Origin of the sequence: Pseudomonas sp. DY-1 (genome assembly GCF_003626975.1) — a bacterium.
In the GTDB taxonomy this organism is placed as follows: Bacteria; Pseudomonadota; Gammaproteobacteria; order Pseudomonadales; family Pseudomonadaceae; genus Metapseudomonas.
Genome location: NZ_CP032616.1, coordinates 1,218,124 through 1,231,762, shown reverse-complemented (window position 1 = coordinate 1,231,762; position 13,639 = coordinate 1,218,124). Strand labels below are relative to the sequence as shown.

Genomic DNA, 13,639 nt, shown 5'->3' with positions numbered 1-13,639 from the left:
TCTTCAAATTCATCTCGTCTGTGCCGTGAACAGGCGGGTCGCGAGCAGCCCCGCGGGCCGGTAATGGTAGGCCGGTGACATCAGGCTGATGAGTCGCTGCATGCCGCCATCTGGGTCTATCGCGTCCAGTTGCGCCTTCAGGGCACGCTCGTCGCGATCGAATTCGTCGGTCCCACCGAACGCCGGCGACGCTCTGTGCCGTTTGCGGCGCCAGGGTCGGCAGGCGGCTTCTGGTGTCGCCAGCCAGCGACCAGCGATCCAGTCGTGGATCAACTGTTTTTCATAGGGGCTGAACACGCCGAACATGGCTGCCGACTGGCCGTTGACCACCTGCCAGAATCGGCTGGCGGCGGGAGCCTCATTACGGCGAATCCAGCCGCGCTGCTCGAGTGCGGTAAGCAGGCGCTTCATCTGTCCTGGCCTACTGAGCCAGAGGTTCAGTGGGCAACCCTGCAACGCCGAACTATCCGAATGCATGTTCTGCGCCTTGAGTCGCTTGCGCTCGAGCATGCAAAGGAGCTCGTGTTCCAGGTCGAAGCGCTCGATCACGTCGAGCGTGCCGAGCCCCGTGTCATTGAGCCGGTATCCCCCGGCCACTCGGGCGAGGAACTCGTCGCGCCGGTCAGCCAGGGGCAGGTTCTCCTGAAGTGCCTTGACCGCCTGCATGGCATGGCCGCAACTGACGTTGTCGATGGTGACGTGCAGGCGGAAATAGTGCGGGTCGATACCCAGCTCCGCCAGCTCCCGCGCACAGATCAGCAGGTGCAGCGGCAACTGCTCGTAGCCCAGGTTGTAGCCGATGACCTCCGGCAGGCGCTCCCGCGCCAGGTACCCGAGCGCCAGTTGCGTGGCTCCCTGGATATAGCACTCGTCGTCCAGTGATTCGATATCGTCGCAGCCTTGGCGGGCCAGCAGGTTCCGGTAGATCAGCACATGGTTCTGTTCCGGCACACCCTCCCCCAGTTCTTCCAGGTAGGTACGCACCAGGCCCTGAAAACGGTGTTCTCTCCAATGCGCGAGCAGGCCGTAGAGCCAGGCGCCGTCAACCAGCTTGGTGGGTGCTACGCCGCGCAGGAAATACAGGGCGTGGGCGCGACAGAGAAAGTAGCGACGAGGCTGGCCCTTGGCCCGTTGCGCCTGGTACTCGGCGTAGGCGTTCGCCGTCTGGCGAACGCGACTTTCCATCCACGGGAGGATTCTCGCAGGCTCCAACGGCATGTCGCACGGAAGGCAGGTGGCCCGCGCCAGCTGAACGCCCAGGAAGCATCGTGCACGCTGGACGATCAACGCCGACGGCGGGTCGGCCAGCATCTTCCAGTAGAGGGTCTTCGCAGAATCGACTTCCAGGGGCTGCGAAAGGACGGCAGCACTACCGTCGCAGAGAAGAGACTTGTCCATTGCCGGATCCTTTATGACCTCACTTTCCGAACCGTGGGCAGTGGAAAGATTCAGCGTGATGGACAGGCGGCTGTCATGGCCTGAACCGCCGCGTTACGGCCGGGTCAGTTTGAGGAATTGGTCCATGGATTCACGTCAATGTTGAAACCGCTACCGCCGCCAGGCTTTGGCATAGAAGAGGAATGTCTGTTGGTGGACCTGCGCACGCGAAATGTGCCAACGCAGGCCCCTCCCGGTCTCCTCGCAGCTTGCAGCAGCGCACTGGGTACTTGCCTGGCGGAGGAGATGTTCGAGTGCCAACTGGAACTGGTCACACCGATACTCCACGACTTCACCGAGGCAAGGGCTTGCCTGCTGGACCAGCGCGCGCGCCTCGCTCAAGCGGTGGCCGGATTCGGCATGGGGCTGGTTTCAGCCGGTAGCCATCCCTTCGCCGACGGTCTGACGACACGCAGCAATCCTTCGCCGCGTTATGAATGCCTATTCGATGATTACCGGATGATCGCCCGCAGCAGCCTGCTTTGCGGTCTTCACGTGCATGTGGGTATCCCTGCCGGCCATGACCGCGTCCGCCTGATGCGCCAGCTGTTGCATTGGCTGCCGTTGCTGCTCGCCCTCAGTGCATCTTCGCCGTTCTGGTTGGGCCATGCCACCGGTTGCATGAGTTATCGCCGGGTAATCTGCGGGCAGTGGCCGAGGATGGAATTGCCTGACGATTTCGCGAGCGAGGCAGAGTACCGGGAGCATGTCAGGTGGTTACTCAGCAGCGCTTCCATTCGCAACGACAACGACATCTGGTGGTTCATCCGCCCTTCCGCCCGCTTCCCCACCCTGGAGCTGCGTATCGCCGATGCCTGTCCACGACTGGCGGATTCGCTGTGCATCGCCGGCCTGTTCCGCAGCATGGTCACTCACGCCCTCGCGCACCTCGAGCTCCCCAGCGTTACAGCCATCCAGCGGCAGGTGGTCACGGAGAATTACTGGCGGGCGCGTCTGCAAGGCATCCACGGCCGTTACCTGGACGAAACCGGCTGTCACGCAATGGACACCTCGACCTGGCTCACCCTGGCCGAAGAGCGTTTTGGCGCGACGGCAAGGGCCCTGGGTGAAGAAGGCGCGTTCGCGCAGGCACACCAAATCCTGCAATCAGGCAGCAGCGCCGACCGCCAGCTCGACGCGTACCAGCACGCCCTTGCGCAAGGCTCATCGAAGCCTCGAGCATTGATCACAGTGGTCGATGGTTTGCTGGCAGAGTTCACCGAAGGGTGGCCGACAGAGCGAAAAATAACCTGAACCCGAGAACGCGCGGAGACATCCCAATTGTACGGATGACCTCAATTTTCAAGGGTGAAATACCATGATTTCCCTACCTGATCTGGACACTGGCGAACCCTCCCCCCGAAGCTTTTCCGAAGTCGAGCGCGAATCCGGAGCCTTTTGTGCCCTGGCTCTCGCCACTGGCGAAGTCGGCATGCAGGCCGCCGAAATTGCCCTGCAGAAAAGCCCCTCCGCCGATGTTCGCGCCTTTGCCATGATCACCATGGTAGAGCACTGCCGGGTCAATGGGGCGTTGCAGTCCTTGGCTGGACGCAAATGCCCGCAGCTCCTAAGCGATTCTGGGGCGGGCGCGGAGCTGGATGAGTTGCAAAGCATCGAGCCCGAACACTTCGATGCCGCCTTCGCTACCGGACAGGTCGCCGCCAACGAAGCGGTTGTGGCGTTGCTTGAACGCTCGGCCGCCGACATCGACGACCTGGAGTTGCAGGACTTCGCACGCACCACGCTGCCGGTATTCGTGCACCGTCTGGAGCAGGCCCACGCCCTGGCCGCTGCCCACCCGCTACGCTAGCCGCGATCTGGTCGGCGCGGCCCATCCAGCGTGACCTTCTTCCTGTGGATGCTTGTGCTGGGCAGCATCCTGCTCATACTCGGGCTCGCCTCTGCCTATGTCCGGCTCCTGCCCCTGTCCACCTCCGCCATCTACCTGCTGTTCGGCCTGCTCATAGGGCCCGTTGGCTTCGGCCTGTGGGAACAGGACGTGCTGACGGTCGGTCCGTGGCTTGAACACCTGGTGGAAGCGACGGTGCTCATCTCGCTGTTCCTCTCCGGGCTGAGGTTACGCCTGCCCTTCCGGGCTCCAGAGTGGCGTCCGGCCTGGTTGCTGGCGGGCCCGGTGCTGATCGCCACCATCATTGGCCTGGCAGTGTTCCTGTACTTCGCACTAGGCCTCAGCCCCGGCCTGGCGCTGCTGCTGGCCGCGATTCTCTCGCCCACCGACCCAGTGCTGGCCAATCTGATCCAGGTGAACGATGCCGCTGATACGGATCCGATGCGCTTCGCCCTGACCGGGGAGGCAGGGCTGAACGATGGAATCGCCTTTCCCTTCGTGATGGCGGGGTTGCTGCTCCTGGGGTTCGGCGACTTGTCCAGCGTTCCGCTGGAGGACGCAGCGACCTGGTTGCTGCGCTACGTAGTCTGGGCCATTCCGGCGGGCCTTCTGTTCGGCTTCTGGTTTGGCCGCATCGTCGGCCAGCTCGGAATCCACCTGCGCGCACGGCACACGGACATGGCGGTATCGCCCAATACCTTCCTTGCCCTGGCGGTCATCGCCCTCTCCTACGCGGCAACGGAAAGCATCGGCGCCTGGGGATTCCTCGGCACCTTCGCCGCAGGGCTGGGGATGCGTCATGCGGAGGTAGGCGCCAGTGGTGAGGTGCCCGCCGAGGTCAGTACGCCTGGAGCCGAAGACCGTGAGCCTAGCCACGGCCAGGCGATCATCGAGTTCGGAAACGACAAGGAGCTCCACCCGCAAATCGCCGCCAGCGCGCTGATGGTGGACATCCTGGCCTTCGGTAACCTCCTGGAACGGGTCCTGGAGGTCCTGCTGGTCACCCTGCTCGGCGCGCTGCTCTACGCTCACTGGCGCTGGGAGGCGGTGATAGTCGCCTTCGGTCTGTTCCTGGTGGTGCGCCCCGCCGCCGTCCTGCTGCTCATCCACGCGCCACAGATTCCGACGCCCCAACGCCTGCTCATCGGCTGGTTTGGCATACGCGGGATCGGCAGCCTCTTCTACCTCTGCTTTGTCCTCAATCAAGGTGCCGTCGAACTGGATCGGCACCTGCTGAGCGACCTGGTGCTCAGCGTGGTGGCCATGAGCATCCTCATTCATGGGGTCACCGTGCAGCCGCTGCTCAAGTATTCCATGAGTGACCATTGCCGTTCGCGAATCAACCTGAACCTTATCGCGGCAGTCGCCTCTCCTGAAGCAGGAGGCCCTGCCGTGAGTGACTCTCTCGACGACTACAAGCGCAAGCGTGATTTCGATACCAGCCCGGAGCCGGCGGGCCGGCCCGCTCGTGTCCATGGTGGGCGCAAGGCGTCCGCGCGGGCGTTGCAGTTCTGCATCCAGGAACACGATGCCACGCGACTGCACTACGACTTCCGCCTGGAACTGGATGGCACGCTCAAGAGCTGGGCTGTGCCCAAGGGGCCCAGCCTGGACCCACAGGTCAAGCGCCTGGCCATCCAGGTCGAAGACCATCCGCTGGATTACGCCGACTTCGAGGGCCACATTCCCGAGGGGCACTACGGTGCCGGCGACGTCATCGTCTGGGACCGGGGTATCTGGATTCCCCAGCTCGACCCCGTTGCCGGCTATGCGATGGGGAAGCTGAAGTTCGAGCTTCGCGGCGAAAAGCTCAGCGGTATCTGGAACCTGGTGCGAACCAACATGCCGGGCAAACAGGAGCAATGGTTCCTAATCAAGCATCGCGACGACGCGGCACGCACCGAAGGCGAACTGGACATCACCGAAGCCCTTCCAGGCAGCGTCCTCAGCGAGCGGACCCTGCTGCCCAAGGCGAAGGGCAAGCAAACTCCCGAGCAGCAGCGAACCCCGGTAAGCCGCCGCTCCAGGGGGAAACGCCTGGAGGGGAGCCTTCCCGCGCCATTGCCAGCGTTCATCAAGCCGCAGTTGGCAACGCTGGTGGACGACACACCCGACGGGGATTGGCGCTACGAAGTGAAGTTCGACGGCTACCGCATCCTCGCCCGCATCGAGCATGGCGAGGTGTGGCTTTTCACTCGCAACGGCAAGGACTGGAGCACCAGGTTGCCTGGCCAGCGCAATGCACTGGCGGGACTGGGGCTGGAAAGCGCCTGGCTGGATGGCGAAGTGATAGTCGCCGGCGACGATGGCACGCCGGACTTCCAGGCCCTGCAGAACGCGTTCGAGACGGGACGTAGCGAGGACATCCTCTACTACCTCTTCGACCTGCTCTATCTCGACGGCAACGACTTGCGCGGCGTACCGCTCGAACAAAGGCGCGCAACGCTGGAAAAGTTGCTGAAGGACACAGACGATTCGCTGTTGCGCTACTCAGCCGATCTGATTGGAGACCCTGATTCCCTGTTGGGAAGCGCTTGCCGGATGAAGCTGGAGGGGCTGATCGGCAAGCGCGCGGGTAGCCTCTACCAATCCCGACGCAGTACGGACTGGATCAAGCTCAAATGCAAACAGCGCCAGGAGTTCGTGATCGTTGGTTACACCGAACCCAAGGGCAGCCGCAGCCACTTCGGTGCCCTGCTTCTGGCGCTGCACGACGAAGACAGCGGTGAACTGCGCTACGCCGGCAAGGTAGGAACCGGCTTCGACCAGGCGACCCTTACCCGGGTGCAGGCCCGAATGAAACCGCTGGATGTGGCAAAGCCGACCCTGGCGAATCCACCCACCGGAACCGAGGCCACGGGCGTGCACTGGCTCAAGCCGGAATTGCTGGCTGAAGTGGCCTTCGCCGAGATGACCCGCGAGGGCCTTGTGCGCCATGCCGTGTTCAATGGGCTGCGCAGCGACAAGCCAGCCAGCGCCATAACCTTCGAGACACCCAGGCATGCCGCTGGCGCGAAGCAAGGGGCTGATGCCAGGCCTGCGCACGAGTATGCAGGCGCAACGGCGCGGAAGGTTCGCATTACTCATCCCGACCGAATCATCGATGCCAGCCTTGGTTCCACCAAACGCGATCTGGTCGAGTACTACGCGGATATCGCCCCCTGGCTGCTTCCTCAACTGCGGGACCGACCGCTTGCACTGTTGCGGGCTCCCGATGGGATCGCCGGCGAACTCTTCTTCCAGAAGAGCGGAGAGCAGCTGGGCATAGACGCCATGGAATTACTGGAGAAATCCCGCGCCGGTCAGCCGGCGATGGTCATCAATAGTATCGAGGCGCTGATCGGCGCAGTTCAGATGGGCACCCTCGAACTGCATACCTGGAACGCGACAGGCGCAGACCTAGACCACCCGGACCGTTTCATCCTTGACCTCGACCCGGACCCCGCGCTGCCGTGGAAAACCATGGTCGAGGCGACCCAGCTGGTGCTTACCGTGCTGGACGAACTGGGGCTGACTGCATTTCTCAAGACCAGTGGCGGCAAGGGGATGCACCTGGTGGTGCCACTGAAGCCGAAAGACGACTGGGACCAGGTGAAGGACTTCAGTCACGCCATCGCCACCCACATGGCCCAACACCTGCCGCAGCGTTTCTCGGCCAAATCCGGTCCGAAGAACCGCGTGGGGAAAATCTTCATCGACTATCTGCGCAATGGCCTGGGCGCCACGACCGTGACCGCCTATTCCGTTCGGGCACGGGAGGGGCTACCGGTTTCCGTACCGGTGTTGTTTGAAGAGATCGCGGCGCTCAAGGGTGCCCATGACTGGACCATCCGCAACCTGCGCAAGCGTCTCGATGAAGCGGGCGAGTCGCCGTGGGCAGGTTTCGAGAATCAACGGCAGACCATTACCCGCAGCATGCGCAAGCGTCTGGGACTGGCGTGACTCAGGAATGCACGCACCAGCTCACGGATTCCGCAGGCATTCCAAGACCGTCCACGGCGTGGATCAGTCCCGCATCCAGCGCGTCCTGGGCATCGAGAATCTTCGGCGACGCCGTCAGGCATTCCAGGACGTTCAGTGGCGAAGCGGCGCCACGCGTACGCTCATCGACGATGCTGACGTACAGCTGCAGGTCGTAGTCGAGGCTCATCGCATACTCGGACATTCGCGCGTGGTCTACCGCACCGTTCAGGGTCCAGTGGAAGGGATGAAAGAGAAACTTGCTGTAATGACAGGCAGTCCGGTGCTCACCGGCGAGGAAGATGATGTTCCCCATGGATTCCACAGTGCCCAGGTTATGGGTCTTGACCGGCACCGGCAGTGCGATCAGGAAGTTATATATGGAAAACCCATAGCTGCACTCGCCGCCCATGGTTGCGATCTTGATCACCAGTTCGTCGGCGCCCTGCTGGATGGCCTGGGTACATTTGTCGATCAACTGGCCACAGGTGTGCGAGTTGATCGGTGCCGTGAAATGCACAACATGTGTTCTCACGTCGCTCTCCTTGGCGGAGCGCTCCCGCGACTTTCCCAGCCTCACCGCGCGATGGCGCGACGTCGGTTATTCCGCGGCGCAGTAACCCTGCATCACGTCCACCATGCTCTGGTACTCCTGATCTGGCAGGCTTTCCAGCGCCTCCATCACTTTCGGGGGAACCCCCTGTTGCCGTGCGTACTCGATCATCTGTGTCCTGCCCGCGGGAAAGTGCATTCCCTTGAGGAATGAGGCCAAGTTGGTCGGGGGCTTCCTGGACATATGCACCTCCACAAGTAGCGAGCGAAGCGAAAATCGCGTCGTGCGCTCGCCCGCTTACATGGCCCGACCAAACTGACTACCCGTCCTGGCAAATCGGGAAAGATGTCCGCAAGACTGACACTCTCACTGAGTGAGAAGCGCCACTGGTGGTTTCATGTTTTTTCCAGTAATGGACGAACGGTGACCAGTGTTTTGCCTCCTGGCTGGAATCAGCGGCGAGCCGACCACACGTGCCGGGCTACTCTTCTTCCTTCCGCTGACGTCGCCCCGCAGCGGACCGACCGCCCGGGGCGATGCCGTCAGTCCGCGCCCGTGTCTGCGAAAGCCGACTGCCAATCCATCGCCTTCAGCCGTTCACCCTCCACATGCACCAGGCCGCGCTCCAATGCCTGCGGGGCTGCCAACTTGCCAGCCATTATCGCCAGCAGTGCGCCCTCCCCTACTATCACTGCATTCTCTCCAGCAGCTGGTGCGGACGTGTGCGGGGTGAACTGCCAGCGGCCATCGCGCAGTTCGAAGCGTGTCCATAGTCCCGGCTCCACCAGCAACAGGCTGAAGTCTTCGCCACGGGGAGGAAGCGTGCTGGCAACGCGCTCCAGTGCCTTGAGGGCGCGACGCATGCCGAAGCCACCGGGCAGCGGCAGCGGTTTGGCAATCAGCTTGTCCTGGTAGGCCTGGTTGACGGCAAGGGCCACATCCAGTGAAGCCGGGTGCGCCAGGCTCAGGTCCATTGCCATGCCGTCGTAGCCGCAGGCCAGGCTGGCCGGAGCGACGCTGCAAAGCAGCGTCGCCAGACCGAGTGTCGTGAGTCTCATGGCGTGACGATGTTGAACCAGAAGTCGAACTTGTCGAGCAGTCCCATGAACTCGCCAAAGGCCTGCTGGCGACCATCGAACTTCAACTCGCCGGACGCCACCTTCTGCTCCAGAGTCGCTTTGCCCAGCTGGATGTCTTCCAGGGTGCCCTTGCGCATGGTCAGGCCGACGTCAGACTTGTCGCTGGCCTTCGGCTCGTAGGTGAGCACTCCGTTCTCCACGGTCAGGGCGTAGCTCTTGCCGAGGTCGGTGAAGTTGAAGTTGAGCACCAGCTTCTTGCCTGCGGCGCGCTCGCCGTTGAGGCGTACGGCGAGGTAGTCGAAGAGCATCTCCGGGGTCATGGCCTGGATCACGTCCGGGCTGGCGGTGACGGTGTTGCCCAGGGTCGGCACGCCATTACGCAGTTCAAAGGCCCCCTGTAGATAGACCGAACGCCACGGGCCGGATTCGGCCTGATAGCCCATCTGCTCGAACGCATCGGCCATCAGGTTCTTCGCTTCGGTGTTGTCCGGTTCGGCGAACACGACCTGCTTGGCCGCTTCGGCCACCCAGCGATACTCACCCTTGGCGAAGTCGGCTTTGGCCTTCTTCAGCACCTCGGCCGAGCCGCCCATGTACTCCACGTACTTCTTCGCCGCCGGCTGAGGCGGAAGTTTGTCGAGATTAACGGGGTTGCCGTCGTACCAGCCCATGTAGCGCTGATAGACCGCCTTGGAGTTGTGCTTGAGGGTGCCGTAGTAGCCACGACCCGGCCAGAAGGATTCCAGTTCCGGCGGCAGCTTGATCGCCTCGGCAATCTCCTCGCTGGTCAGCCCCTGGTTCATCATGCGCACGGTCTGGTCATGGATGTACTTGTAGATGGCGCGTTGCTTCTTCAGGTACTCATCGATCTGCGCGTTGCCCCAGACCGGCCAGTGGTGGCTCTGGAACTTCACTTGGGCCTTGTCGCCATAGAGATCGATGGCTTCGCCGATGTACTTGGACCACTGCAGCGCATCGCGGACCTGGGCGCCGCGCAGGGTCACGATGTTGTGCATGGTGTTGGTCGTGTTCTCGGCCATCCACAGCGCCTTGAACTGCGGGAACCAGGTGTGCATTTCCACCGGAGCCTCAGTGCCCGGCGTCATCTGGAACACCATCTTGACCCCGTCGATGGTCACCTCCTGGCCGGTTTTCGAAACGAACTCGGTGGGCTGGATCAGCGTCGTGGTGCCAGCGGATACGGTTGGTGCGAGTCCGGCGCTGACGCCGCCCTGAGCATTACGTGGCAGCAGCGCGCCGAACATATACACCGCACGGCGGGCCATGGCGTTGCCGGCAATGACGTTCTCGCTGACTGCGTACTCGGGAAACTCTTCAGGCGCGACGATTCGTACCTTGCCGGCCTTCACGTCGGCCTCGTCGACGACGCCGCGTACGCCGCCGAAATGGTCGATGTGCGAATGGCTGTAAACCACGCCGATCACCGGTTTCTTACCCAGGTGCTGAGTGACCAGGTCGTAGGCGGCCTTCGCGGTTTCCTTGCTCAGCAGTGGATCGAAGACGATCCAGCCAGTGTCACCCTGGATGAAAGTGATGTTGGAAACGTTGTAACCACGCACCTGGTAAATGCGGTCGGTCACTTTGAACAGCCCGTATTGCAGATTGAGCTGGGCGTTGCGCCAGAGGCTGGGGTTGACGGTGTCGGGGGCCGGATTGTCCAGCGCGATGAATTGCTTGTAGCTCTCCAGGTCCCAGACCACCTTGCCGCTGGCGTCCTTGATGGTCAGGGTATCAGGCTTGGCGATGAAACCACGCTCGGCATCAGAGAAGTCCTGGCGGTTGGCGAAAGGCAGTTTCTCCAGCACGGCCTGATTCGCGGTCCGGGTCGTTTCCGTAGCCGGCTTGGCGGGCGCCGGAGCGGCCTGGGCGATTGCGCTGGCCAGCAGCGTGAAGCAGAGGCCAGCGGCCGTGAGACGTTTCAAGGGACGGTGCATGTGATGCTTCCTCTTTGTTGTTATTAGGGACGCGCGATCCATTCCGCCGCGCGCTCGGCGATCATGATGGTGGGGGCGTTGGTGTTGCCGCCGACCAGGGTCGGCATGACCGAAGCGTCCACGACCCGCAGGCCCTGGACGCCGCGCACGCGCAGCTGGCTGTCCACCACCGCGGACTCGTCGTTGCCCATGCGGCAGGTGCCCACGGGGTGATAGATCGAATCGGTACGGCGTCGCAGCAACTCGATCAGCTGCTCGTCGCTGTGCAGGCCTTCGCTGAACTTGTCCTTGAGGCCGAACCGCGACATGGGCGCCTGCGCGACGATCTCGCGCGCCATGCGGTAGCCCTTGAGCAGGGTCTGCACGTCATCGTCGTGGCCGAGGAAGTTGGGATCGATGCGCGGCGGTACGCTCGGGTCGGCCGACTGCAGTCCGACGCGACCGACACTCTTCGGGCGCAGGACGCAGACGTGGCAGCTGAAGCCGTGGCCCCAGTGCAACTTGCGGTTGTGGTCATCGAGCAGGCTCACCACCGAATGCAGCTGGATGTCCGGGCGGATCAGATCCTCGCGCGTCTTGAGGAAGCCACCGCCCTCGGCGAAGTTGCTTGCCAACGGACCGCGTCTGCGCGCGAGGTACTGAGCCAGGGCAGCGCCCATCTTCAGGCTTCCACCCAGGGAATAGCCCATCAGCGTGTTATCGGTGCTTTGGTAGCCGAGGACGACGTCGGGGTGGTCCTGCAGGTTCTGGCCGACGCCGGGCATTTCATGCTGAATCGGGATGCCCTGCGGCTTGAGTTCGGCTTCGGGGCCGATACCGGAGAGCATGAGCAATTGCGGGCTGCCGAACGCACCGGCGGTGAGCAGCACCTCCCGGCGCGCCTTGATGATCGGCGAGCGCCCCTTGATCCGCACCTGCACGCCGGTGGCGCGCTTGCCTTCCAGCAGGATGCGTTCGGCATGGGCGCCGGTCAGGACGGTGAGGTTGCCACGGGATTCCCGGATGGGCGTGAGGAAGGCAGTCGCCGTGCTCCAGCGACGGCCTTCACGAATGGTCACGTCGTACTGGCCGATGCCTTCCTGCTCGGCACCATTGAAATCGGCGTTGTAACGGTGGCCGGCCTTCTGCCCGGCTTCGATGAAGGCGTGAGTGGCGGCGTGGGCTTCGACCTGTCCCACATAGAGCTCGCCCTCTCCGCCATGGAACTGACTGGCTCCACGATGATGCATCTGGCTCTTGCGGAAGTACGGCAGCACTTCGTCGAACGACCAGCCGGAATTTCCCAGTGCGGCCCATTCGTCGTAGTCACTCTGGTGGCCACGGATGTAGATCATGCCGTTGATCGAGCTGCTGCCACCGAGCGCCTTGCCCCGTGGCTGGTAGCCGCGACGATTGCCCAGGCCCGGTTGCGGCACGGTTTCGAACGCCCAATTGACGTGACGGGTGGGCAGGATGGCGGCGACGCCGGCTGGCGCATGAATCAAGGGGGACCAGTCGCGTGGCCCCGCTTCGAGCAGACACACGGAAACACTGGGGTCTGTACTCAGACGATTGGCCAGCACACAGCCGGCCGAGCCGGCACCGACGATGATGTAGTCGAATTCCATGGGTCGCTCCGAAGTGGGGAGTAGCCATGGGATTTTTTGACGGTTCGACAAAGCAAAGATTGATCTTTCATGACAGATAATTGATCTTTGGCGACATGGAACCTTTCATCAGAACCACCTCTTTCGGCGGATTCCGCGAGCTGGCCAGTCAGCTTGGACAGGACCCAGCCCTCCTCCTTTCGCGCTTCCGCATCCGCCCGGAACTGCTCGATGACGAGGATGCGCGAGTCCCCTTCCGCTCCCTCATCGACCTGCTGGAATATGCAGCCGAGGAACTGGACTGCCCCGATTTCGGTCTGCGCATGGCCGAGTACCAGAACCTGGCAGTGCTCGGCCCGATTGCATTGATTGCTCGCAACGCAGTCACGGTTGGCCATGCACTGGCCGAGATCGTTCGCTTCATCGGTTACCACAGCTCTGGCGTCCATCTCGATCTGGACCGCAGTGAACCGGACGCGCCGAAACTGGTCATCGAACTGCGCATGCGTGGACCCCAGCGGCAGATGGTGGAACTGGCCATGGGCGTGGCATACAGCACCATGAAGCTGCTTTGCGGACCGACCTTCAGCGCCCGCGCGGTACAGCTCTCGGGCAGCAGCTCGCTGTCGCTGTCGCGCTACCGCCGCTACTTCGGGTGCGAGGCATACGTCGGCCAGCCCTGCAATGCGCTGTTGATCAGCGAGCGTCAACTCACCCAGCGCATCGAAAAGCACGATCCTGCCCTGCACCGCGCCCTCGTGCAGTACCTCAGCCAGGTTCATCTGCTGGGCTCCTCGGATCTGCTGGAACAGGTCCGCCGGCTGATACTTCGCCTCCTGCCAACGCAGCAGTGCCGCTTGCCCCTGGTGGCCGAGCAACTTGGCCTGCACGAACGCACCCTGCAACGGCAGCTTGCCGAACTGGATTGCCGCTTCGAGGAACTGGTGGAGGATATTCGCCGGGAACGCGCGGACTTCTACCTGACCGAGCGCGATATTCCCCTGTCACAGGTTGCCGGCATGCTCGGTTACAGCGAACAAAGCGTCTTCAATCGCGCCTGCCGTCGCTGGTTCATCATGACGCCCAGTGCTCGTCGGCGCGAACTACTCGCACAAAGGCGCACAACCGGCTAGTTGTTGGCACTTGCTGTGATTGAACTCGCACCCGCAAGTTGTTTCAGAAAAGATACATACCGCACTATAGCCTTCACTCAAGTTCGC

At 62.7% G+C, this 13,639-nt stretch carries 10 protein-coding genes and 1 pseudogene; 5 read left to right on the top strand and 6 right to left on the bottom strand.

Annotation, left to right across the window (positions count from 1 at the left end; translation table 11 throughout):
• Window positions 1-9: 9 nt before the first annotated feature.
• Entirely contained in the window at window positions 10-1,398 is a 1,389-nt protein-coding gene (locus D6Z43_RS05960) for an iron-containing redox enzyme family protein (protein ID WP_120651071.1), read from the bottom strand.
• 138 nt (window positions 1,399-1,536) lie between these two features.
• Here D6Z43_RS05960 and D6Z43_RS05955 point away from each other — a divergent pair, with 138 nt between their 5' ends.
• From D6Z43_RS05955 to ligD, 4 genes and pseudogenes are all read left to right on the top strand, one after another.
• Window positions 1,537-2,691, top strand: coding sequence for a carboxylate-amine ligase (locus D6Z43_RS05955; protein ID WP_120651070.1), 1,155 nt, complete (start codon window positions 1,537-1,539; stop codon window positions 2,689-2,691).
• A 64-nt stretch (window positions 2,692-2,755) separates the two neighbouring features.
• Window positions 2,756-3,247: a DUF4142 domain-containing protein gene (locus D6Z43_RS05950; protein WP_120651069.1), complete on the top strand. Its 492-nt coding sequence runs from the start codon at window positions 2,756-2,758 to the stop codon at window positions 3,245-3,247.
• A 48-nt stretch (window positions 3,248-3,295) separates the two neighbouring features.
• Window positions 3,296-4,582 (top strand): annotated as a pseudogene (locus tag D6Z43_RS28275) (cation:proton antiporter); the annotation flags it as partial.
• Between the two features lie 96 nt (window positions 4,583-4,678).
• Window positions 4,679-7,228 (top strand): DNA ligase D, encoded by a 2,550-nt coding sequence (gene ligD / locus D6Z43_RS28270; protein ID WP_174235600.1) that lies wholly within the window; start codon window positions 4,679-4,681, stop codon window positions 7,226-7,228.
• A gap of 1 nt (window position 7,229) precedes the next feature.
• Here the strand turns inward: ligD and D6Z43_RS05940 are convergent, their stop codons facing one another.
• The 5 genes from D6Z43_RS05940 to D6Z43_RS05920 all read right to left on the bottom strand — a co-directional run bounded on the left by D6Z43_RS05940 (window position 7,230) and on the right by D6Z43_RS05920 (window position 12,440).
• The gene (locus D6Z43_RS05940; protein WP_120651067.1) at window positions 7,230-7,781 is read right to left on the bottom strand and encodes an ATP-dependent Clp protease proteolytic subunit; all 552 of its coding nucleotides are present in this window, start codon (window positions 7,779-7,781) and stop codon (window positions 7,230-7,232) included.
• A 66-nt stretch (window positions 7,782-7,847) separates the two neighbouring features.
• Window positions 7,848-7,997 (bottom strand): DUF2795 domain-containing protein, encoded by a 150-nt coding sequence (locus tag D6Z43_RS27795; RefSeq protein ID WP_256661022.1) that lies wholly within the window; start codon window positions 7,995-7,997, stop codon window positions 7,848-7,850.
• 344 nt (window positions 7,998-8,341) lie between these two features.
• The gene (locus tag D6Z43_RS05930; protein WP_120651065.1) at window positions 8,342-8,857 is read right to left on the bottom strand and encodes a hypothetical protein; all 516 of its coding nucleotides are present in this window, start codon (window positions 8,855-8,857) and stop codon (window positions 8,342-8,344) included.
• The gene (locus tag D6Z43_RS05925) at window positions 8,854-10,833 is read right to left on the bottom strand and encodes an alkyl/aryl-sulfatase (RefSeq protein WP_120651064.1); all 1,980 of its coding nucleotides are present in this window, start codon (window positions 10,831-10,833) and stop codon (window positions 8,854-8,856) included. The genes D6Z43_RS05930 and D6Z43_RS05925 overlap by 4 nt, the downstream gene beginning before the upstream one ends.
• A 23-nt stretch (window positions 10,834-10,856) precedes the next feature.
• Window positions 10,857-12,440, bottom strand: a complete 1,584-nt coding sequence (locus D6Z43_RS05920) for a GMC family oxidoreductase (RefSeq protein WP_120651063.1) — start codon at window positions 12,438-12,440, stop codon at window positions 10,857-10,859.
• A 95-nt stretch (window positions 12,441-12,535) separates the two neighbouring features.
• On the opposite strand from D6Z43_RS05920, the gene D6Z43_RS05915 reads away from it, so the two are divergent.
• The gene (locus tag D6Z43_RS05915; RefSeq protein WP_120651062.1) at window positions 12,536-13,552 is read left to right on the top strand and encodes an AraC family transcriptional regulator; all 1,017 of its coding nucleotides are present in this window, start codon (window positions 12,536-12,538) and stop codon (window positions 13,550-13,552) included.
• Window positions 13,553-13,639 lie beyond the last annotated feature (87 nt).